The following is a 20,482-nucleotide window of genomic DNA, read 5'->3' as shown; positions in this document are numbered from 1 at the left end:
ACTCTGTAGGTTGTTTTGCAAACCTAACTAAAAATTAATTTTGGGGTATTCAGAGAAGGAAAGTTTAACCGTTTTTTAACAGTTTGAGGAATAGACTAAATGCAGATCTGTATGAATATCATACCTTACAGGTTTTTAAAACCTGTAAGGTATATTTTTTCAGTTGTAAGGATTTATTTCTTAACCAATATTTTTTCAGTCGCTTTTTTGCTTAAAATTTCTGTTTTACCATCAATTTCTATGGTCATTGATTTATCAAAACTTTCAATTTTAATGATTTTCACTTTAGTATTAAGCAGCAGTTTCCTGTCATTCAGATAAGTCAGGAAAGCATCATCAGAAAGCGTTACCGAAGCGAAAGTAACATCTTCACCAGGTTCGCAATGGCTCAACTTTTGCAGATCCTGGGAAATAATATTTCCGTCTTTATCAGGAATAGGCTCCCCATGAGGATCGAATTTAGGATGGTCCAGAATTTCATCCATTTTATCAAAAAAGATTTGAGAATGTACATGCTCAAGCTGTTCCGCAATCTCATGAACGTTTTCCCAGCCGAAATTCATTTTTTTAACCAGGAACATTTCGGTAAGCCTGTGTTTACGAACCACCAAAGCAGCTTCACGTCTTCCGCTTTCTGTAACGATTAATGGTTTGTAAGTCTCATAAATGACCCACTTTTTCTCGGCAAATTTCTTCATCATGTTATTAACACTCGGCATTTTTACATTTAAAAATTTACTGAGCTCATTAATCGTAACCTTTCCTTCATTGTCAACTAAATGAAACAAAGCTTTCAGGTAATTCTCTTCTGTTAGGGTTGTTTTCAAAATGTTAGATGATTTTCAATACAAATCTAACAAAATAAAATGAAAAGTTAGCTCTTGTTATTTTAACTTTTTTTACTTTTACTCTATGAAATTTTCATTCAAAAACGATTATTCTGAGGGATGCCATCCTAATATTTTACAGGCTCTTTTACAGTATAATCTTGATCAGCAGGCCGGATATGGAGAAGATGAGTATTCATTAAAAGCGAAGACATTAATCAAAGAAAAAATCAACAACCCACATTCGGAAGTCTTTTTAGTTTCAGGAGGAACGCAGGCTAACTTAATTGTTATTTCTGCCATCTTGAAACCTTATCAATGCGTAATTTCTGCCGCTCCCGGACATATCCTGAATAATGAAACCGGTGCCATCGAAGCTACAGGTCATAAAATATTGAGCATTGAAACCGAAGACGGTAAAATAAAACCATCAGATATTATCCCTATTTTAGAAGGACATCGTAATGTACCCCATCAGGTAATGCCTAAGCTGGTTTATATTTCCAATTCTACAGAGCTGGGAACCATCTATCAGGCAAAAGAACTGGAAGAGCTTTCTGCATTTTGTAAGGAGAATAAATTATATCTGTTTATGGATGGAGCCAGGCTGGGACATGGTCTCACAGCGGAAATCAGTGATCTTACTCTGGAGAAAGTGGCTGCTCTTACCGATATTTTCTATCTTGGAGGAACTAAGAACGGTGCGTTGATTGGTGAAGCAATCATTATTAATAATCCTGTTCTTCAGGAAGATTTTGCTTTTAATATCAAACAAAAAGGAGCATTATTAGCAAAGGGAAGATTGCTGGGAATTCAGTTTATGGAACTGATGAAAGACGACCTGTATTTTGATCTGGCCCGACACGCCAATCAGCAGGCCATGAAAATTAAGAATGCGTTGCAGAATAAAGGGATTGCTTTTCTTTCCGATACCTATACCAATCAGATTTTTCCTATTCTGAACAATCATCTTATTGAAGTGTTATCCGAGAATTTTGAGTTCTATGTCTGGAAAAAAGTAGATGAGAATCTTTCTGCCATTCGTCTTATTACTTCATGGAGTACAGGAGATGAAGCGGTAAACCAATTTATTGAAATTATAGAAAGAGAACTATAGTAACAAAAAAATTGTCTCAAAAGTCAAGTAGTTTGACTTTTGAGACAACTTTTTGTTTATAACGGAGTGTTATTTTACAGCTTTGTTCACTACTTTGCAATCTGCAGTATTCAACTTCTGCCCGTCTTTATAGCTTATTTTATTCTCGTTAGCATATTTAGACTGTCCGTCTTCTTCTTTATGATCGCCAATTCCTTCTGTTAAAGCATTATCTTTTTGAAGGAAATAGATATCTCTTTTACTTTTTTTGCCTTCAGCAGTAAATTCGTAAGTCAGTTTCAATGTATCTCCTGATTTGAAACCCGTTACATCACCTTTTGAACTGTCTTTTTCACTGTTTTTATATGATAATTTTCCGGTGATGGTTCCCAGATTATCATCAATAGAAGCAAAAACACTGTCTTTTCCTGTTACCCCGATATAACAGAACGATTTTGGTCCAAGCGTATCTATTACGGGTTCTTCTACAGCAATGGTATCTGCTTCCACTTTGGGAGCCGGTGCCTCAGTTTTTTTATTGCAATTGATTAAAAAAGCTGATACAGCGCCCAATAAGATTAATTTTTTCATATCCTTAATTGTTAAATCAAATTTTTGAAGCTCAAAAATAATAAACTATTTATATAATAAAGAATATTGTTCATAAATAAGAATAATTTTCTAAAATGCATTAGCCGGAATATTTTAGGCACGGAAAATGATCTACCTTGCAAAATTGATTGTAATGAAAAAGATGACCAAAGCGCTGGGATTGGGATTATTTATGCTTGGTTTACATTGGATGTCAGGGCAAGCTCCTCAGAATTATATTTATACATCTTCGGGAGACCTTAAGAACATAGAAAAAATGATTACTCGCCAGGATATTGGAGGAGTACAGATTGTTTATAACTGGAAAGCTTTGGAAACTTCAAAAGATGTGTATGATTTTTCTGTTATTGAAAAAGATCTGGAATATTTAACTTCCATCAACAGAAAATTATTTATTCAGCTTCAGGACAGATTTTTTGAGCCACAGGCCAGATATATTCCCGATTATCTTTTGAATGATAAAGAGTATACGGGAGGACTGGTTCCTCAATATGATAATCCTGGTGAGAATAAACCTGTGGGAAGCGGATGGGTTACCCAGCAATGGAATCCTGCTGTCCGAATGAGATTCCAGAAGCTTATAGGAGCGCTGGCAGAGAAGTTTGACGGTAAAATTCAAGGGATTAATCTTCCTGAAACATCCATAGATATAGAAATGAAAGCCGATAAAACAGGCTTTAGCTGTGACCGCTATTTTCAGGCTGAATTAGAAAATCTGAAGTTCGCAAAAAATGCTTTCCGTCAATCCAACGTATTGCAATATGTCAATTTTTTTCCCTGTGAGTGGGATAATGATCATCAATACATGTCCAGATTGTTTGATTTTGCTTATAAAAATAATATAGGGCTGGGAGGACCTGATATTGTTCCCAATAAAAAAGGTCAGATGAAAAACTCTTATCCATTTTTTAATCAATACAAAGGAAAGCTTTCTCTTGTTGCCATGGCGGTTCAGGAACCGACTCTGACCTATAAAAATCCGAAAACTAAAAAACCTTTTACCAAAGAAGAATTTACAGAATATGCTGAAAACTATCTGGGTGTTAACATTATTTTCTGGAGTGTGGAATCTCCCTGGTTGAGAGATCCCAGTTAATAATTCTCCCTTATATTTTTAATAATCCCCTAAATCCTCTCGCTGCATAATAAGAATCTGCGCCATTGTGATAGGTGAATACAGTGTTGTATCGTCTGTCACAGAAGAGAGCACCTCCAAGCTCTCGTATTTGAGGTGGTGTCTTGATCCAGCTTGAAGTCTTTTGATCAAACTTTCCTAATTCCTGAAGATGGCGGTATTGTTCTTCTGTCAAAAGTTCAATACCCATTTCAGAAGCGGTATCAATGACATTGCTTTCGGGTTTATTGGCTTTTCTGGCATCCCAGGCCTGATAATCATAACATAAACTTCTGCGTTTTGGACTTTCCGGAGAGCAGTCCACAAAGGAATATTCATCCGTTTTTTTATTATAATCTACTACATCTGGTTCTCCTTCTGTAGTTTCCATTTCGTATAAAGACCATATTTTTTCAGGGTTGGCTTCCAGTTTTTGCTGGATTTTTTCCCATTTCATATCCTTATGACGGTTCATATTTTTTTCAAAACGGGTTTTTAGTGTTTTTAAAAGTTCGTTGATTTGTTCCTGGGTGAGTTTCTTTTTCATGTCAAATTTTGTTTTGTTATGTTGATGGGTGTTGTTGGAAATCGCGAAGACGTAAATTTTATTAATAATGGCTTGTTTAAAGGCGCAAGGATTTTATCTGCGATAAAATTTCTGACTCTTTATCTTTAAAAATGATTTTATAAAAAAATTGTTTAAACTTATCAAAAAATACTTAATACATATTGAACCATTAAGAAGGATTTAAGAAATAAAGTATAGTTAAGATAAATCATTCTGATTTTTAAGTTTAAAGCATAGCTTATCTTAATAATCTTAACAACTTAATACAATCTTACTGTTTCAAAAATAAAAGTTTAAACAACTTTTAATATTAAAATTATTAATCAGTAATGGTGATTTTTCTGTCTGCAGGTCTGAAATACCATGAAATAAGAACCAATACCAATAATAATACGGCCGGAAAAGTTCTGCCAACTGTATCACCCACGATAAGATGAGAGATTACAGCGCCTGACATGACAAAGAAAAATCCTGCATAGGCCCATTCTTTCAGGATCAGACGCTTAGGAATCAGTAGGGCAATAACGCCCAGAATTTTCCATACTCCAATGATGGTCATCAGATAAGAAGGGTAGCCGAGGTTGGTAAAATTGGCCAGTTCATCTTTGTTTTTCATAAGTTGGACAATGGCTGTTGAAACCATTCCCAGTGCCATCCAGAGGGTGAATATCCAATAGATGATTTTTGTTCTTTTTTGTGAGGGTTGTGGTGTGTTCATGATTTGTTGTATTTATAATTAGTCGTTTAATCCTATTCCGTCCATGATTTGTGGAATGCTTTTTTCAATGCGGGCTTCACGGGTTTTGGACTGTTTGGCAGAAGAAAAGTGGAGTAGGTAAGCTCTTTGTCTTCCCGGAGTTAATGCTTTGAAAGCTTCCTGTAATGCTGGGCTTTGATCCAGTTTCTCTTGAAATTCTTCAGCCATTTCAAACTCTTTTGTTTTCTTCATTTCCACTTTAGCACCTGACTCTTCAATTTCAACGGCTTCAAACATGTAAGAACGAAGAACTTCCTCCAAGTCATTGATTTGTGCTGCCTCCGTGAAGCGGATCTGTCTTGCAGCCTGTACGTTTTTGGACTGCTGAATCAAAATGTTGTCCGGATCTTTCATCAGCGCTCCTTTAAAGAAAAGAAGAGCACAATATTCTTTAAAACCGTGGATCAGGAAAATATTTTTCCCTTCATACGTATAACATGGACATCCCCATTTTACATCTTCTGCAAGTTCGGTGCTTAGAGCAATGGCTCTTAATTTTTCAAATTCTTCCTGCCATTGTCCGGCATTTTCGAAGAAAAAATTAACTTTTGGATTCATATGTTTTGGGTTTGAGGGTTTCTTGAGGGTTGGAGAGTATAAGGGTTCAATGTTTAACGTTTAAAGTTGTTATTCTTTCCCTGATCATTGACGATTCACTTGCAAAGCAAAATTCACTATTGACATTGATTTTCACAATTTAAACTATGGCATCCATGTCCCTCATCTTTTCCTCTATTCCTCTATTATCTTTTATCTGCTACCTGCCACCTAACATCTCCTGTAAACGGTTATGCGCCATATTAATGCCCTGGGCGAATGGCATTTTCAGATGCTGATCTCTGAAGTCTACAGATTTATAAATGGTTTGGATGGTAATCTTGCTGGTGGTATCCGTTAACTTTTCAAATGCTAAAAACTCAATCTGAACCGGAAAAGGAGTATTTTCCATCTGGAAAGTTCTTATAATTTTCTCATTCTGAACAATTTCATGAATCGTTCCATTGGCACTGAAAACCACATCGCCCTGAGGATTTAACGTTTCGAAACGGTAACTTCCGTGTTGTTTGTTTTCGAATTTGGTCACCTTAGTTCCCATCCATTGCTCGAAAAGTTCTGCTTCTGTATACGCTTTGAAAAGCAATTCTACAGGAAGATCAAATTCTCTGATAATGAAAATTTCCTGTTTGCCGTCTTCAGCGTGGATTTTTGTTTTAAGTTCCATGATGTTGGTGTTTGAGGGTTTCTTGGGTTTGAGAGTATTAGAGTGGGAGAGTAGAAGCGTTCAAGGTTTAAAGTTTTTAGCTAAGTTACTGGTTGCTGTTTGCTGGTTGCTTTTGTTGCAAGTTTATTTCGTTGATGCTTAAAATTAAAGATAGACGTTCTAACTCTATTAAAAAATTCACCATTCACTTGCAAAGCAAAATTCACTATTGACAAGATTTTCAAAATTTAAACTTTGACGTCCATTGTCTCTTATCTCTTATCATTATTGTTCTGATACGCTTTCATTACACTTTCCAGCTTGTTGAATTTCTCGTCCCACATTTTGCGGAAAGGTTCTATAAAATCAGCTATTTCTTTCATTTTATCGGGATTTAGGTGATAGATTATTTCTCGGCCGTTTTGTTCAGATCTCAGCAGTTCACATTCTGTAAGGATCTGGAGATGCTTTGAAACGGTAGGTCTCGCCGTATCAAAATTAGAAGCAATGGCTCCCGCTGTCATCGACTGTGCCGCCACCAACATCAATATAGACCGTCTTGTAGGATCTGCTATCGCCTGAAATACATCTCTTCTTAAATTCATCGTGTAGTTATTTGACTACAAATATATGTGTAGTTATTTAGCTACGCAAGTTTTTTTTTGAAAATTTTTATTAATTAATTGTAAGTATGCTTTTTAAAAGAAAAATGGAGAACTTAATGCTCTCCATTTTATTATTTAAATATTGACTTAGATTGTTAGTTACTCAGGAACTATTAATTTTAAAAACCAGATTATTTTGGAAAGGGAAGTAAATGATGAGTGAAAGGATTAATTTTTTTTTAACCATTAAAGTTCCTTAAAAACTTTCTTTCTGCTTTTTGACGCAAAGTTTTAATGATAAGAGTTTTTATTTTAGGGAGCAAAGACTGGACAAGCAGGCTTGTCCGATGAAGCGGGCGAATAGTTTTCCGCAGATTTTTTGAGTATTAATAATCCGCGGATGATTATTGTTTTACAAAAATACCGATGTATTTCCCATTGTATTCTACAACAAAGGTGCTGACATTCATTCTGTTGCAAAAATCCTGATAGGCGGAATTGTCGCCAATATCATCACTGATAAACACGGCACCAGGTCTCAGTCTTTTATAGATCTGATGATAAGCCCACATTCTTCCGTGGTAACTTTTGTCAGAATCATAATGGAAAACATCAAAAGAGGAAACTTTTTTTAAAATTTTAGGTAAAGATTCTCTGTCTGCAAAACGGAATAGTTGCCAGTACTTTTTAAGATTTTCAGGAACAACACAGCCTACATACTGATCACCATCCTGAGCAAGATAAGGCATATCTGAGCTATAGAGTGTACCATTTCTTTTTTGAAGCGAAAGCAATATCGCTAAAGAAGACCATCCATAAGCCACACCTGTTTCAAGAACGTTTTGTGCTTTGGTGAATTCGCAGGCGTAATAAATAAGCTCCAGTGCACCAGCGCCACCCATTTTAATAGGGCATTCTTTTTCTTTTGCATTGGCTTTTTCCAGAATGTCAGCATAGGCAGATCTAAAATTGTCAGTATCCATTGAGAAAAGCCTGGAGATCACTTCTTTTTGTGAAACGGCTATGGATGCGGCCCAGTAATTTGTTTTTGCTTTTCCTTTGAAAGGACTTCTTCTGCTTACCGTATTTTTAATGATTTTTCTGCCCAGTTCAGGATAAAGAGCAGGTCTTTTAAGATAAGCTACAAATGTTTTGAGAACTGTTGACATTGCATTGATGGTATTAAAATTACAAGACAAATGTATTTTTTTTAAAACCATATTGCATTGAGACAATATTAACTTTACGAGTAAATCTGTTTAAGATTTTTTAATCTAAAAATAAAGTGCTAAAATGATAAAATGAATTATTTCAGGAAGTTAGGGATAGGTAGGAGAATTGCTGTGAAGATTTTTTTACAGGGTAATCTGCAAAATAGGTCTGCTCCACGAAAGATCGTATTCTTTGATTTTTACAACAAGGATATCAAATTGTTTTTCAATGACTTAAGGTAGAAGTCATTTCTTTGTATTTGAGGAAATACTTTTATTTTTTCCTTTACAAAAATGTCTGTCCAAAAATATATGGAGTACGGTCATAAAAACGGCTATACTTTTCTGCTTTTTCACTAGGGTAGGTATTTTTTTAACACACTTTTTAGTGTGTTGTTTGCAAATGTATAAAATAATTGGATAAACCAAAAGAAAAATAAGACGAAATTGTTCTAATGATTTAATAATTTTTACAATAAATACATTTGAGAGAAATATAAAAGCCTATTATGATAAGCAGAAAAGTTCACAATCTATCGTATCTTCTTCATAGGAAATGATTGTCTGGCCATTTTTCCGTTCATGATTCCGGAAATTTCTGCCCATAAAGAATCCTTACCCATTTTTTTATATTTTATAGTTTGGGGGAAATCATGCTGAAGATTTTCGAAGACGAGCAAAGCTGGATCTTTGATGAGGTTTGAGCTAAAATCTACAGGCTGTTCATTATTCTGATTCTTTACAGAAACAATGTAATGCAGCTTTTTATCTATCTCTACAAGCCGGACAGATTCAAACAAGACGGTGTCTTTTTGTTTCAGGTAATAGCTTTTTCCCTGAAATTCTGTTGTACTTTTTCGGGTCCATGTTTCATAGAGGTTTCCTTTGGAGGTTTTGGTTTCCCAGGTACCGAGAAGCCATTCAATTTTTTTCATTTCATGTTGTTGAGGTGTCCTGCTGCTTGTGATGGATAGGCCGATCATTGCAAGGATTAATGTTGTTTTCATTGCCCAATCATTTTATTTCAGTAAAATTCTGGATAAAAACTTTTTTAAAATTGTAAAAATGCGACATCAGGATTCTTTTCCATAAAACAGGAAAGACATCGTAAGACTTTCACCATAAAATTCTTTAGGAGTAAGCCCTGTAAACTCTTTGAAATCTTTGATGAAATGAGCCTGATCATAATATTCGGAATCATAAGCAAGCGTTGTAAGACTAGTATATTCTTTATTGAGAAGATGTTTGAGGGTAGTTTGAAGCCGTATGGTTTTTGAAAGTTGCTTCGGGCTTAATCCGATAGCCGAAGAAAATTTGCGCTCCAGCTGTCTTCTGTTGATATTTGTTTGTCTCGAAAGTTCATGAACTGAAATCTTTCCGTCCACGTTCAATAGCAGATCTACAGTAGATTGTACAATCCTGTCAATGGTTTCTGTATCAAGCCTTCCCCGTAAAAAGGTCTCTATGATATCTATTTTTTCCTGTACTGTAATAGCTTGTAAAATGTTTTTTTCCAGTTCAGTCCCATGAATTTCAAAGAGTTTTTCTAACGGAACTGCCTGATTATCCATGTCTTTAATAGGAATTGTGGCAAAAGGAATAAAACCATCATGATGGAAACGGACAGAGAAAATACCGGTGATTCCTGTAGGTTCTATTTGTAAAGGCTGGGTCAACTGTCCGAAAACACAGCTTCTTGGCTGCAAAATAGCCTTTCCGTCAATGTATTGATTGTAAAGATCACCATAATGAAAGATCATTTCCATACAGCCGTCCGGAACAATGGTCTGTACCTGCGGGTTCATTTCTGCCGGGCTGTCCAGCGTCCAGTAGCATTTTATAAAGGAAGCCAGCTCGGGCTGTGGCTGATAGGTTTGGTAATTCATGGTGTACTATATTCTGATGTTATAAAATTATTAAATAAAAAATGAAATAGTCTTAAGCCGCTGAAATATAGTCTGGAAAGCAATATTCAGGAAATGTCTACCTTTGCAAATTCGATGTTTTCTATACATTAATCAATATTATTTGAAGATGAAATTTTTACTTGACCTTTTATTTCGTGTTATTCAGCTTTTTACAGAACCTTATTTCTTAGTATTTCTTGCAATAGTTATCATCGCATTACTAAAAAGAAAAAATAAGCGTAAAAATCTAAGGATAGGAGTTGGCTTTTTTGCCGTTGTAATGATCATTTTTATAGGAAATGGTTTTCTGGGGAAACTTACTTCGGGATATCTGCAGAAAAGTTATGTTAATACGATTATGAATAAAAATAAGACTTCACAGAATCCTGTTATCGTTGTATTGGGTGGCGGAGTTGTAGACTTTGACAATACGGAGAAGCTGCATACAATGTCTTATTCCAGACTCGTAACCGCTTATCAGCTTTATCATGAATATAAGATGAATAATCTGCCTTGTAAAATAGTAATCTCCGGAAAGGGAAGAGGACAAAAAAGTGAAGCAGAATTATTCAGTGAAAATTTTAAAAAAATGGGAGTATCAGAGACAGATCTCATTAAAGAAGATAAAAGTATGAACACCTATGAAAATGCAAAATATTCCAGCAAGATATTGAAACAGATGGCTCCTTCGGATGTATATCTGGTTACTTCCGGGTTTCATATGAAAAGGTCTGTTGCTTTGTTTCATACCTTTGGATTAGATCCTGTTCCACAGGCATCAGACTTTATAGATACAGAAATCACTTTGTTTCCTAACAGCTATAATGCTGCCTTTACCTTTGTTATGCTTAAAGAGGTACTGGGAATATGGCAGGTGCAGCTGTATAATAGTTTGGGATTGAATGGGTAATATTTAAAAACTTATTATATAAAAACCGGACACTTAAATTAGTTTAAGTGTCCGGTTTTGTTTTAAACAGCTTTAGCTGTTATTTTGCTTTCTTCAGTGAAATTAATGTCTGTAAAACCACAGAAGCAATAATAAAAATCAATCCTATATAAAAAGACAGATTGACTTCCTTACTTTCTCCAAAAAATAAAAATGCCATAATAATAGCGTACACGGGTTCCAAATTGTAGGTGAGATTAACGGTAAAGGCAGGAATTTTCTTTAAAACCTCTGCAAAGATCACATATAAGCCAACGGTACAAAAAAGTGATAAAATGCCCAAATAAGCCGTGTTTTTTAAGTCAGGAACTATGCTATCTGACGGGAAATAGAGGAGATATAGGGCAAAAACGCTCCCCAGCATAAAGTACCGGCAATCATCTGATAATAGTTGATAACTTTGGTATCAAAATGGTGCACCAGACGTTTGTTGTAGATGGTATAAAGGGCTCCAAATGCTGATGAAAAGATACCTAAAATAATTCCAAGCTGATAGGAAGTATCAAAATGAAAAATTAAGCTTATTCCCAGAATAGTTAATGTGCTGAGAAGCAATTCTGAAAGTTTGAATTTCTCTTTATCAATAACAGGTTTAAATACCGCTGTAAAAAAACTGGTCAGGCAGTAGCATACAACACCAATAGATATATTCGCGTATTTTATACTCGCATAGAATAGAAGCCAGTGTAGCGTAATGAGCAATCCGGCTTTTGAAATCTGAATTTTTCCCCGGAGAGGAATATCTGCTGGAATTCTAAACAGTTTTAAAATAAAGAATAAAATAATAGAGGAGAAGAGGAGTCTGTACCAGACTAGCAATCCTTCATTAAGTGTGATTAATTTCCCGAATACCCCTGTAAATCCGGCCAGAATTACGGCCAGATGTAATAATAAATATGATTTTTTCATTGAGAATGAACTGTATAAAAGATTTTAAATTATTTTGCTGAAATAGAAGCATAACTAAAAAGACCGATAAAAATTTATCAGCAGCAATACTTCAAATTACAATTTGAAAATATTAAAATCTTGGTGGGGAGATACAGCTCGCGATGTTCATATTTATTCGTTGAAGCTCAAATATAGGGAAAAATATTGTATAATTTTACATAAAAAATACATTAAACTTGTGTCCGTCCGGATCTGCAAATACAAAACCATAATAGTTTTCGCCAAAACTTTCAGGTTCTGAAACAATGGTTCCGCCAGCATTTCTTACTTCTTCAGCCCATTCATCCACCTGGTTTTTACTGTCTGCAGAAAGGGTGAATATAATTTCATTGGAACTTTGAGGGTCTCCGAATTTCATGCTTTTCAGGTTGTTTTCTATAACATTTTTTAAGAAAAAGTGAATAATGAATTCATTTCCAGCCATAAAAAAGCTTACCAGTTCATTGGAACTGTGCGGATTATTGGGTTTGAATCCCAGCTCAGTATAGAATTTTTGGGTGCGTTCAAGGTTGGCTACTGCCAGATTGGCCCAGATCATTTTAGGTTTCATATGCGTGATATTTTGGTTAGGATAAAGGTATTTTGTTTTTACAGAATAAAAACTGTCATGAGGCAAGATTTTGTATTTTTAAGAACTATTAGAGACTTTGGAATCGTTTCAATTTAACATAATATATTAGTGAATTATAACACATGAATAAAAGTATTGCAAAGAAAATTAAACAGCTAGGAGGAAATATAGTGGGCTTACATGCAGATAAAAGTTTTATTGAAAACTGGCAGAGTCTCAGCTTCAGCCATTATCTTTATGACAAAGATTGGGATGTTTATGGAATAGATCAGTATTATGAACAATACAAAGATTTGTATATAGAAGATCAGAAAAGTTTTTATGAGAACTTGCTGGAACATTATTTTTCTGACCATGAATTGCCGTATGGTCAATATTTTTTCAAAGATTGGATTTTCACGCCATTTAAAGAAAATTCCGAGGATTATGAAGAGCTGGACGGACTTGTAGAGGAATGCGAAGTAAAAAAAATCGTACAAGGCAAAGAGATGGATTTTATGTGTATATTTTATTCTTACGGATATCCTGATCATTTTTTTGTTTGCACAACAGATCCTGATCAAAATAATCCAACGGTGTACAGTACAGATCATGAAATATATTTTCAGGAAATTGAGAATGAAGGAAACCTGGATGAGTTTCTGGATCGTTTTATGACCCAAGAAGAGTTCTTAGAAATCGTTATAGAATATTTGGATGGGAAATATTCAAAATAAGGGATTCTGAGGGAGTTAATACTCTATTTCAGTTGGATAATAAAAATCCTATAATTTATATTATGTTAAATAATAAATAATATTTATCTTTTTTTTAAAAATTAATATTTTAATATAGCTTATTAACCTTGCTATTACTTTTACAAGATCACCCTATAAAGAGTAATAAAAAATTAAGTATTTTTTGAGGTTAAATTATTAATATCTATATCGTTTTTACTTTAAATTCAGCATTTTACTTACACATATTTATGCGGTTGGAATTAATTAATTACCTTTGTAGCGTTAGTTCATAAAGACTAATATAAAAACACAATTAAAATAATGAAAAAAAACTTATCTACAGCTTTTGCTGTATTGTTCTCGGCGTTCCTGTATTCTCAGGTTGGAATCAATAACAAGAACCCAAAGTCTACCTTTGATATCATGGCTAACACCACAGACGGAAGCAAACCGGAGGGACTTATTACTCCCAGACTGACCGGAGACCAGATCAGGACTGCTAACAACCAGTATGGTGTGGATCAGAAAGGTGCTATTGTATATGCCACATCAGCCGATTCTGTTCCAGGAATCAAAACAACCAACATCAATGCAGAAGGCTATTACTTTTTTGATGGAAGTGTATGGCAAAAAATGGGATCTAAGGCATATACTGCTGGCAACGGGCTTACCCTATCTGAGAATAATGTAAAACTGGGAGGTCCCCTTACCGAAGCTACGGCTATATCCAATGTAACGACAATCAATAAACTCACCGTTACCGCAACAGGAACTGACGCTATCAATTTTGATTCCAATACACTGAGTGTGGATGCTTCCAATGATAGAATCGGGATTGGAACTTCCTCACCGGGAGCCAAACTGGAAATTAAGTCAGGATCAAATGGTGTTTCAGGACTAAAATTTACCGATTTTAATGCTTCTTCCCCTACAGGAAATGGACAGGCATTAGGTGTAGATGCCAATGGGAATGTCATCACTGTTCCTAATCCAACAACAGCAAGTGTAAGCACTTCGGAAGCTTATCTGAACGGAAATGGCTCGTATTCCAACGTATATAATGTAAATGATTTAGTGTGGACTAAGGTGCCATCATCTAATCAAACCATCAGTATTCCAGCAGGCGGCAAAGCTTTATTTTTAAGTTTTATGCTTGGAATAGACTATGTAGGTAATTTAGCAGGTTCCGGTGCTGGCTACTATACCGCAAGGCTTTTTATTGATGATAACCCTACGAATGTATTCTTAACCACTCAAGAACCGGGGCCAGATGCGCAAACCCAATACAGTATAAGCGCCGTAAAATTCTTATCCTCCGGAAATCATGCGGTTGATGTAAGAATGCAAAGAACATTTAATAATGGAACGGCCAGCGGGGCAAATATGAATTGTGGAGTAATGTCTATGAGCTTTAATGCAAGTTATATCAATTAAAGTCTGAAATTTTTTAGAAAGACAAAAAGGCTTTTAAGCTTAATACATAGTAATTTAAAAAAATTACTTAATAATATATTTATAAAACGAGACCGTTTCATTTCAAAAATGGCGGATTAAGGAATCTTTCAATTAAGCCTTAATCCGCCATTTTTGCAAACTGCTGTGAGCAGACGTTTTTTCTATTTATTTAATTTTTCTAATTCGGGTAATTCTTTTTTATACTTTTCAACGTCCCAAACTAAATTCCAATTTTTAAGATAATCAGAGATTGGACCTAAGCCAACTTCTGTTCTTCTTTTATCTACATTGTCAGGATCAATTAAAGGTGAAACATAGAAAGTATTATTACTCTGAATGATTCCTATCTGACTTCCGTATATTTGTTTTCTACCTTCCCGAATTTCTATTCTGTCAATTAACAATGCTAAAGAGCCTGGACTTGCATTTCCTTTTGCTACCGCTTCTTTCATCATGGGCAAATATTTTTTCTGCGTTTCCAAATCTGAATGCTGAATAACCAGGAATAATGCACTATTGGCTTGTGCGCCTACTTTGTCTTTGCCAACCCAACCTTTTTCATCTAGTATTTTTTTTACTTTTAATAGATTAATTGAGTCTTTTTGATTGGTTACTCTCCAAAGATCATTCATTTCTTTAGAATTTGGACCGAATTTTTTTTGAGTTTCATTCATTTGCACCCTGTATTTTTGGTCTTCTTCAAGAATTGCCAATAATTCAGCCTGCAATGGTTTGTCATAATTTGCTTCTATTAAAGCTAATTTTTTTTCTAACTTTTCAATTGTTTTCCCCCACTCTTTTTTTGAATGTAAATTTTCTAAATCAGTATCAGAGTTTAAGTGCTTTAGATTGGTCCAACCTTTTTCTATGGATAAGTTCAACCATTTAAATGCTTTTTTTGTATTTCCTGCTAAAGAAGATGAACATGCGCCATTATATAAGTGACTTGGATTTTCGCTTTCGATTTTAAACGCTTTATCATATAAATCTGCAGACATTTTATAATCTTTTGTTTCATATAATTTATTTGCTTCACTTATTAATTTTGAATATTCCTGAGCATTAATGCTTGTGAATAAAAATAATAGTAATAAGGTATAAATAGTGTTCCTCATTTTTTTCTGTATTTAACTGTTGAATTTTAGATGGTTATGTTCTGTTTTAAAATATCTGCTAGTTTTCAAATATACACATTGGAGTCAATCTGATGTATGTAACTTCGGTAAAGCCATTGATGCTACGAATATAAAATTTATTTTGATGATTGGTTTGTTAAGAGATCATAAAAAAATAATCCTAAGTTTTCCATGGATTGACGAATTTTGTTGTTTTTAAATTAAATATTCATTTTGAATAAATATTGGTAAGAATTTTCTTTATCAATAAAACGGCATCTTCAAGTTCTTTCTCATTCATTGAAGCAAAGCCTAATCGAAAAGCATTTTCTTCTTCATCTATTCGTTTGATTTGCAATTGTGAATGGGTTTTCAATGTATTAACGCTGTATGGAGATTTTAGCTGTATCCAAACCGCCAGACCTCCGTCTGGTAAAGTAAAAGAAATATAAGACCTCAGATGTTGCTGCAAAAGTATATTCAGGTAATCTCTGCGCTGATGGTAACATTTTTTTGCTTTCTTCAGATACCTTCCTAAATCACCACTTCTAATCAATTCTGCTAATGCATTTTGCATATATCCATCCCCTCCTACATCAATTGCTTTTCGTAAAATAAGAGCTTCCTGAATGAAGTTTTTAGGCGCTACCATAAAACCAATACGAAGGGAAGAACCTAATATTTTTGAAAATGAACCTATATAAATAATGTTCCCCTTATGCGTTCCACTTGCTAAAGGTAGATAGGGTGAAGAGGAGTAATGATAATCGTAATCGTAATCATCCTCAATAATAGCAAACGAATATTGATTGGAAAGCTCCAACAGTTTCATTCTTCTTTCAACGCTCAAAGTGACCGTTGTAGGATAATGATGATGAGGAATGAGATATACAGCTGTTATTTTTTTCTTTTTACATATTTTTTCTAGAACATGGATGTCCAGCCCATTTTCGTCTACAGGAACTTCTATCACAGACGCTTTTGTTTTTTCAAATGCACTGTTCGCAATAGGATATCCTGGTTTTCCGGAAATAATAATGTCTCCTGGCTGTAAAAGCAATTGAGCTGCCAGATAAATGCTCATTTGTGCACCATGGGTAACCAATAGATTATCTGCGGAAATATTCAGTCCTCTTGTTACAGATAGGTATCTCGATAACTCTTCTCTTAGTTTTAGCGTACCTTGAGTTGTCCCGACCACTGATTTTTTAATGGTAAAGCTTCTTGATGTATAGCTACGGTAAATTTTCAACAGCTCGTCTACAGGAGAAAGCCGAATATCAGGATGTCCATCATCAATAAAAACCTCAGGAAGAACAGTCAGTTCCCGTTGTGACGAATCTTTCTTCGAAATATGAAGCGGAAGATCAAAACTGTTTTCATAGGATACAGAGGAGTTTTGAGCATGCCACTTTTGAGGCTTTAGAGTGGGAATATGTTCAGATACTCTAACCTGTTTTCGGGGAACAATCAGGATCCAATCCTGGGAATTGAGTTCTTCATAGGCTGCGATTACCGTCTTACGATGTACACCTAGTGTTTTTGCAAGTTCTCTGGTACCGGGAAGGGGCATTCCAGCTTTTAAATTACCATTTCTTATCGCATTAATAATAGAGATTGCTATCTGTCTGTAAACAGGAAGCTTTTTTTCTTTATCAATACTGATGATATGTTCAAACGGAAACATTCTGGACTACTCTATATGTTTAATCTGGAATACAAATGTAGTCCAAAATACAGGTAAGTTTGTTCTGTGAATCAAATAAATTTTAATTAAAAGTATGATCGCTGTAATATTTGAAGTTCTTCCTGAAGAAGGAAAAAAAGATGAATACCTGGATATAGCAAGTTCACTAAAATCAGAGTTGGAAATAATTCCTGGTTTTATTTCGATTGAACGATTTCAAAGTCTTGTAAATCCAAAAAAAATCCTTTCTCTGTCCTTTTGGGAAGATGAGAATAGTATAAAAGAATGGCGCAACAGAACCACACACAGAAAAGCACAACAGGCAGGAAGGAATTCTGTATTTGAAGATTACAGATTGCGTGTAGCTGCGGTAATAAGGGATTATGGGATGTCTGAAAGACAGGAAGCTCCTACAGATCGTATTTTTTAAAATAATAATAAAAAAAATAAAAAATGATTACGTACCAAATTGAAGAAAAAATTGGAATAGAAGAATTTATCGAGGTGTTGGTAAACTCTACATTAGGAGAAAGACGCCCGGTAAACGAACCGGAAAGAATAACAGAGATGCTGCAGCATGCCAATCTTATTGCAACAGCCCGGGATAATGGTAAATTAATTGGAATATCAAGATCGTTAACCGATTTTGCCTTCTGTACTTATCTTTCAGATTTGGCTGTTGATGAGAATTATCAAAAGAAAGGGATTGGAAAAGAATTAATCCGATTGACAAAAGAACACACTCCCAAAGCCACCTTGATTCTATTGGCAGCACCAAAAGCTGTAGCCTACTATCCTAAAATCGGGATGAAACAGTGGGAACAGTGTTATATACTGAACAATGTGGAGGATTTGAAATAAAATACCCCAGAAAATAAGAAGACATGTAGTTTAGGTACATGTCTTCTTTCAAGATAATAACTTGGTCGATATCGTTATTTTTACACTGGCTGAATATTAAGTGGACTTAGAAATTTTAACTGAGAATTGTTTGAGTTCGTTATTTTATTCTGGTAGTTATTGTATCAAATTTTTTAAGCAATAGTAAATTATAAAGTTCTGTGACTTCGTTCCAATCTGTAGCCTGATATCTGGTTTGTTTTCCTTCAAAAATTACGAAAAGTGATAAATCTTTATTTACTTCAATTATATTTTCATTATCAGTTATAACTGAAACCCAAAATGCTCCATGCTCTTCATCCATTAATTGAATGTCTGATATGGCTTTTATTATATCCTTTTCATCAATATTGTCTTTTTGATAACCGTCAGCATATTGAATATAATTTTCCGTCATATTATTGTTTTTGAGATTTAATTTATCCATTATTGACTTTCTCTATTTTACAAAAAAAGCTCAATAGGATTACAAATTACAATTGTTGAACATTGAAGCTCTCGACAATCTTGCTGCCTTTTCCGTTGTCTTTTTAGTTTCTATTTTCATTATCCAAATTAAAACGTAAAATGCAGAAATCTATAATTTCTTTTCTTCGGTTATCTACATTTGTTTTATCAAAATTTCCTTTTTGTATTTGCCCTGCTAAATTTGTTATTTCTGTATTTGTTGATTTTAAATAACCATCAACTTTGTTTATTGGTGGAAGATTTCCTAATCCAATATTTAACCCTCTCTCTAAAAGCGAAAGATTTCCTAATCTATTTTTTTCATAATCGTAATCTCCTGCAAATCCATATGAAGTTGCATCGTAATTTGGATCTTTACTAAATATGTGCTCTACTTGATAGTCTTTGTAAGTTTCAATATCATGATTATCATTGCAATATTCTGAAAGTATATATTTTACTGCACCATTTGCATAAATAGCTCCATCAAGGTAGGTCCTAAAAACGTGATTGTTTACAAATTTTTCACTGAATCCTATCAGATATTCTCTAATTTCTTCAACAGTTAAATTCTGTTCAGAAATATGAGAACTCAACCAATACATATCTGCAATAGGGTTTGTTCCCCTTAATTTGTAGACTCTAACTTCAATAGTTTCCAAATTTGGTAATAATTCATTAAGTTTACCTTGCATATAAAGTCTTACCAACAAGGGATATAATGTTGCTGTAAACTCCAAATATCTAAAAGGTTTTTGATAAATATCTTTTGTCTCGACTTCTTTTATGAGGTTAGAGTAACTAACAGCAAACCTTTCAAAATCTTCTAAATATTCTGAAACAAAAAGTTTCAATTCGTCTGGTCGTTCTTTTAGTTCTTCGCATCTTACTTTTAGATTGTCAAATATTGTGTCCGCACCATCTCTGTTGTTCCAAGTTGAAGAAAATAATTTTTTTGAGGAATAGTAATGTTGGGTAAAAATTGTGTTTTCTTCAAGTCTGCTCAATATTCCTAATTTGTCTCTTCTGACTAAAAGGTCATCATAAGCATCAAATATTTTTTCAAAACTATTATTTATATTGTCGTTAAGCTCTTCTTTTAAATGTAGTGTTGAAAAAAGCATTAAAATACTTTTAGTTTTATCTAAAATTCGCAATGGCAAACCTCTGTCGTTTATAATTGAAAACATTTTAACGGCCTGTGCTTGGCTCTCAACATTAAAAACCAAAACTTCAATATTATCACGTATAAAAATTATTCGTTGTTCAATTTCAGTAGCTGTCAAAGAGTTTGAAAATGCAGTGAATAATTTCTTTGCTGAAAACATAAACCTTTGACTTCTTCTGTTTATTATTTCAGCATCTATTGTTTCTGGTTCAAAAAGAAGTTGATTTAAAAATTCACCATCAATTCCAAGTGGTTGAAGTTTTAAGCTATTTTTACTACCAATGAATGCTAATAATTGACTTTTTTTAAGATCTTCATCTGAAATTTTGTCAATAAGAACTTTTAGTAGTATGAATATTGTAGTTATACGTTGTTGCCCATCAATAATTTCATATATTGTGTCAGTTGATAATCCACTCGATTTATTTTCTTTAAATGAAAGTGTTCCAACAAAATGTTTCATCTCGTCTTTTATACTTTCTTCAATGTCTTGCCATAATGCTTTTATTTCTGTATGTGTCCAACTATATTTACGCTGATATGATGGAATAATAAATCTATTTCCATTGAAAATAGAGCCAATTTTTTCTGTCTGACTTTTTGTTATTGACATATTGAATTT

Annotated in this window: 24 protein-coding genes; 7 read left to right on the top strand and 17 right to left on the bottom strand. The window is 34.1% G+C overall.

From position 1 onward, the window contains the following. Nucleotides 1–173: 173 nt before the first annotated feature. Nucleotides 174–827, bottom strand: coding sequence for a metal-dependent transcriptional regulator (locus CQ022_RS04120; RefSeq protein WP_105682225.1), 654 nt, complete (start codon nt 825–827; stop codon nt 174–176). A gap of 85 nt (nt 828–912) precedes the next feature. On the opposite strand from CQ022_RS04120, the gene CQ022_RS04115 reads away from it, so the two are divergent. Beyond that, nucleotides 913–1,944 (top strand): threonine aldolase family protein, encoded by a 1,032-nt coding sequence (locus CQ022_RS04115; RefSeq protein WP_105682226.1) that lies wholly within the window; start codon nt 913–915, stop codon nt 1,942–1,944. A gap of 69 nt (nt 1,945–2,013) precedes the next feature. Here CQ022_RS04115 and CQ022_RS04110 read toward each other — a convergent pair whose 3' ends face one another. After that, entirely contained in the window at nt 2,014–2,514 is a 501-nt protein-coding gene (locus CQ022_RS04110; protein ID WP_105682227.1) for a hypothetical protein, read from the bottom strand. A 154-nt stretch (nt 2,515–2,668) separates the two neighbouring features. On the opposite strand from CQ022_RS04110, the gene CQ022_RS04105 reads away from it, so the two are divergent. Then, a complete protein-coding gene (locus CQ022_RS04105) occupies nt 2,669–3,631 on the top strand; it encodes a hypothetical protein (RefSeq protein ID WP_105682764.1) in 963 nt (320 codons plus the stop codon). A 10-nt stretch (nt 3,632–3,641) separates the two neighbouring features. Here CQ022_RS04105 and CQ022_RS04100 read toward each other — a convergent pair whose 3' ends face one another. The 8 genes from CQ022_RS04100 to CQ022_RS04065 form a co-directional block, all read right to left on the bottom strand. Continuing rightward, complete coding sequence (locus CQ022_RS04100; RefSeq protein ID WP_105682228.1) at nt 3,642–4,196, bottom strand: DUF4256 domain-containing protein; 555 nt, start codon at nt 4,194–4,196, stop codon at nt 3,642–3,644. Nucleotides 4,197–4,536: 340 nt separating this feature from the next. Further along, nucleotides 4,537–4,935 (bottom strand): DoxX family protein, encoded by a 399-nt coding sequence (locus CQ022_RS04095; RefSeq protein ID WP_105682229.1) that lies wholly within the window; start codon nt 4,933–4,935, stop codon nt 4,537–4,539. A gap of 18 nt (nt 4,936–4,953) precedes the next feature. Then, entirely contained in the window at nt 4,954–5,532 is a 579-nt protein-coding gene (locus CQ022_RS04090) for a YdeI/OmpD-associated family protein (protein ID WP_105682230.1), read from the bottom strand. A 199-nt stretch (nt 5,533–5,731) separates the two neighbouring features. Beyond that, nucleotides 5,732–6,196, bottom strand: coding sequence for an SRPBCC domain-containing protein (locus CQ022_RS04085; protein WP_105682231.1), 465 nt, complete (start codon nt 6,194–6,196; stop codon nt 5,732–5,734). Nucleotides 6,197–6,447: 251 nt separating this feature from the next. Continuing rightward, nucleotides 6,448–6,780 carry an ArsR/SmtB family transcription factor gene (locus CQ022_RS04080; RefSeq protein WP_105682232.1) on the bottom strand — a complete coding sequence of 111 codons (333 nt, stop codon included), beginning with the start codon at nt 6,778–6,780 and terminating at the stop codon, nt 6,448–6,450. Nucleotides 6,781–7,184: 404 nt separating this feature from the next. Continuing rightward, on the bottom strand, nt 7,185–7,979 hold the full coding sequence (locus CQ022_RS04075; protein ID WP_228421621.1) for an O-methyltransferase: 795 nt from the start codon (nt 7,977–7,979) through the stop codon (nt 7,185–7,187). A 545-nt stretch (nt 7,980–8,524) separates the two neighbouring features. Continuing rightward, nucleotides 8,525–8,998, bottom strand: a complete 474-nt coding sequence (locus CQ022_RS04070) for a DUF6265 family protein (RefSeq protein ID WP_105682234.1) — start codon at nt 8,996–8,998, stop codon at nt 8,525–8,527. A gap of 66 nt (nt 8,999–9,064) precedes the next feature. Beyond that, nucleotides 9,065–9,877, bottom strand: a complete 813-nt coding sequence (locus CQ022_RS04065) for a helix-turn-helix domain-containing protein (protein WP_105682235.1) — start codon at nt 9,875–9,877, stop codon at nt 9,065–9,067. A gap of 148 nt (nt 9,878–10,025) precedes the next feature. Between CQ022_RS04065 and CQ022_RS04060 the strand changes: the two genes are divergently transcribed. Continuing rightward, on the top strand, nt 10,026–10,808 hold the full coding sequence (locus CQ022_RS04060; protein ID WP_105682236.1) for a YdcF family protein: 783 nt from the start codon (nt 10,026–10,028) through the stop codon (nt 10,806–10,808). Nucleotides 10,809–10,887: 79 nt separating this feature from the next. On the opposite strand, the gene CQ022_RS23135 is transcribed toward CQ022_RS04060, so the two are convergent. From CQ022_RS23135 to CQ022_RS04050, 3 genes are all read right to left on the bottom strand, one after another. After that, nucleotides 10,888–11,211, bottom strand: a complete 324-nt coding sequence (locus tag CQ022_RS23135) for a DMT family transporter (RefSeq protein WP_228421623.1) — start codon at nt 11,209–11,211, stop codon at nt 10,888–10,890. Then, on the bottom strand, nt 11,157–11,756 hold the full coding sequence (locus CQ022_RS04055; RefSeq protein WP_228421625.1) for a DMT family transporter: 600 nt from the start codon (nt 11,754–11,756) through the stop codon (nt 11,157–11,159). Before CQ022_RS04055 ends, CQ022_RS23135 begins: the two co-directional genes overlap by 55 nt. Nucleotides 11,757–11,952: 196 nt before the next feature. Then, nucleotides 11,953–12,348, bottom strand: coding sequence for a VOC family protein (locus tag CQ022_RS04050; protein ID WP_105682237.1), 396 nt, complete (start codon nt 12,346–12,348; stop codon nt 11,953–11,955). Between the two features lie 143 nt (nt 12,349–12,491). Between CQ022_RS04050 and CQ022_RS04045 the strand changes: the two genes are divergently transcribed. Both CQ022_RS04045 and CQ022_RS04040 read left to right on the top strand, forming a co-directional pair. Further along, the gene (locus tag CQ022_RS04045) at nt 12,492–13,085 is read left to right on the top strand and encodes a hypothetical protein (protein WP_105682238.1); all 594 of its coding nucleotides are present in this window, start codon (nt 12,492–12,494) and stop codon (nt 13,083–13,085) included. A 324-nt stretch (nt 13,086–13,409) separates the two neighbouring features. After that, entirely contained in the window at nt 13,410–14,522 is a 1,113-nt protein-coding gene (locus tag CQ022_RS04040) for a hypothetical protein (RefSeq protein ID WP_105682239.1), read from the top strand. Nucleotides 14,523–14,704: 182 nt separating this feature from the next. Here the strand turns inward: CQ022_RS04040 and CQ022_RS04035 are convergent, their stop codons facing one another. Both CQ022_RS04035 and CQ022_RS04030 read right to left on the bottom strand, forming a co-directional pair. Continuing rightward, nucleotides 14,705–15,658: a DUF6624 domain-containing protein gene (locus CQ022_RS04035; protein ID WP_105682240.1), complete on the bottom strand. Its 954-nt coding sequence runs from the start codon at nt 15,656–15,658 to the stop codon at nt 14,705–14,707. A 229-nt stretch (nt 15,659–15,887) separates the two neighbouring features. Next, the gene (locus CQ022_RS04030) at nt 15,888–17,345 is read right to left on the bottom strand and encodes a PLP-dependent aminotransferase family protein (protein WP_105682241.1); all 1,458 of its coding nucleotides are present in this window, start codon (nt 17,343–17,345) and stop codon (nt 15,888–15,890) included. A gap of 94 nt (nt 17,346–17,439) precedes the next feature. Between CQ022_RS04030 and CQ022_RS04025 the strand changes: the two genes are divergently transcribed. Both CQ022_RS04025 and CQ022_RS04020 read left to right on the top strand, forming a co-directional pair. Continuing rightward, nucleotides 17,440–17,775, top strand: a complete 336-nt coding sequence (locus tag CQ022_RS04025; protein WP_105682242.1) for an antibiotic biosynthesis monooxygenase family protein — start codon at nt 17,440–17,442, stop codon at nt 17,773–17,775. 23 nt (nt 17,776–17,798) lie between these two features. Further along, nucleotides 17,799–18,206 carry a GNAT family N-acetyltransferase gene (locus CQ022_RS04020; protein WP_105682243.1) on the top strand — a complete coding sequence of 136 codons (408 nt, stop codon included), beginning with the start codon at nt 17,799–17,801 and terminating at the stop codon, nt 18,204–18,206. A gap of 139 nt (nt 18,207–18,345) precedes the next feature. Here CQ022_RS04020 and CQ022_RS04015 read toward each other — a convergent pair whose 3' ends face one another. Then, nucleotides 18,346–18,672 carry a hypothetical protein gene (locus CQ022_RS04015; RefSeq protein ID WP_105682244.1) on the bottom strand — a complete coding sequence of 109 codons (327 nt, stop codon included), beginning with the start codon at nt 18,670–18,672 and terminating at the stop codon, nt 18,346–18,348. 103 nt (nt 18,673–18,775) lie between these two features. Continuing rightward, the gene (locus CQ022_RS04010) at nt 18,776–20,473 is read right to left on the bottom strand and encodes a DUF262 domain-containing protein (protein WP_123864379.1); all 1,698 of its coding nucleotides are present in this window, start codon (nt 20,471–20,473) and stop codon (nt 18,776–18,778) included. Between the last annotated feature and the right edge of the window lie 9 nt (nt 20,474–20,482).

Source organism: Chryseobacterium culicis (assembly GCF_002979755.1).
GTDB classification, from domain to species: Bacteria; Bacteroidota; Bacteroidia; order Flavobacteriales; family Weeksellaceae; genus Chryseobacterium; species Chryseobacterium culicis_A.
Note: the sequence above shows the minus strand (reverse complement) of the source record. Positions and strands in the feature narration are given on the sequence as shown.

Coding starts and splice junctions, on each gene's coding strand:
- CQ022_RS04115 (WP_105682226.1), top strand. CDS start 913: ATGAAATTTTCATTCAAAAACGATTATTCTGAGGGATGCCATCCTAAT.
- CQ022_RS04110 (WP_105682227.1), bottom strand. CDS start 2,514: ATGAAAAAATTAATCTTATTGGGCGCTGTATCAGCTTTTTTAATCAAT.
- CQ022_RS04105 (WP_105682764.1), top strand. CDS start 2,669: ATGAAAAAGATGACCAAAGCGCTGGGATTGGGATTATTTATGCTTGGT.
- CQ022_RS04100 (WP_105682228.1), bottom strand. CDS start 4,196: ATGAAAAAGAAACTCACCCAGGAACAAATCAACGAACTTTTAAAAACA.
- CQ022_RS04095 (WP_105682229.1), bottom strand. CDS start 4,935: ATGAACACACCACAACCCTCACAAAAAAGAACAAAAATCATCTATTGG.
- CQ022_RS04090 (WP_105682230.1), bottom strand. CDS start 5,532: ATGAATCCAAAAGTTAATTTTTTCTTCGAAAATGCCGGACAATGGCAG.
- CQ022_RS04085 (WP_105682231.1), bottom strand. CDS start 6,196: ATGGAACTTAAAACAAAAATCCACGCTGAAGACGGCAAACAGGAAATT.
- CQ022_RS04080 (WP_105682232.1), bottom strand. CDS start 6,780: ATGAATTTAAGAAGAGATGTATTTCAGGCGATAGCAGATCCTACAAGA.
- CQ022_RS04070 (WP_105682234.1), bottom strand. CDS start 8,998: ATGAAAACAACATTAATCCTTGCAATGATCGGCCTATCCATCACAAGC.
- CQ022_RS04065 (WP_105682235.1), bottom strand. CDS start 9,877: ATGAATTACCAAACCTATCAGCCACAGCCCGAGCTGGCTTCCTTTATA.
- CQ022_RS04060 (WP_105682236.1), top strand. CDS start 10,026: ATGAAATTTTTACTTGACCTTTTATTTCGTGTTATTCAGCTTTTTACA.
- CQ022_RS23135 (WP_228421623.1), bottom strand. CDS start 11,211: ATGCTGGGGAGCGTTTTTGCCCTATATCTCCTCTATTTCCCGTCAGAT.
- CQ022_RS04055 (WP_228421625.1), bottom strand. CDS start 11,756: ATGAAAAAATCATATTTATTATTACATCTGGCCGTAATTCTGGCCGGA.
- CQ022_RS04050 (WP_105682237.1), bottom strand. CDS start 12,348: ATGAAACCTAAAATGATCTGGGCCAATCTGGCAGTAGCCAACCTTGAA.
- CQ022_RS04045 (WP_105682238.1), top strand. CDS start 12,492: ATGAATAAAAGTATTGCAAAGAAAATTAAACAGCTAGGAGGAAATATA.
- CQ022_RS04040 (WP_105682239.1), top strand. CDS start 13,410: ATGAAAAAAAACTTATCTACAGCTTTTGCTGTATTGTTCTCGGCGTTC.
- CQ022_RS04035 (WP_105682240.1), bottom strand. CDS start 15,658: ATGAGGAACACTATTTATACCTTATTACTATTATTTTTATTCACAAGC.
- CQ022_RS04030 (WP_105682241.1), bottom strand. CDS start 17,345: ATGTTTCCGTTTGAACATATCATCAGTATTGATAAAGAAAAAAAGCTT.
- CQ022_RS04025 (WP_105682242.1), top strand. CDS start 17,440: ATGATCGCTGTAATATTTGAAGTTCTTCCTGAAGAAGGAAAAAAAGAT.
- CQ022_RS04020 (WP_105682243.1), top strand. CDS start 17,799: ATGATTACGTACCAAATTGAAGAAAAAATTGGAATAGAAGAATTTATC.
- CQ022_RS04015 (WP_105682244.1), bottom strand. CDS start 18,672: ATGGATAAATTAAATCTCAAAAACAATAATATGACGGAAAATTATATT.
- CQ022_RS04010 (WP_123864379.1), bottom strand. CDS start 20,473: ATGTCAATAACAAAAAGTCAGACAGAAAAAATTGGCTCTATTTTCAAT.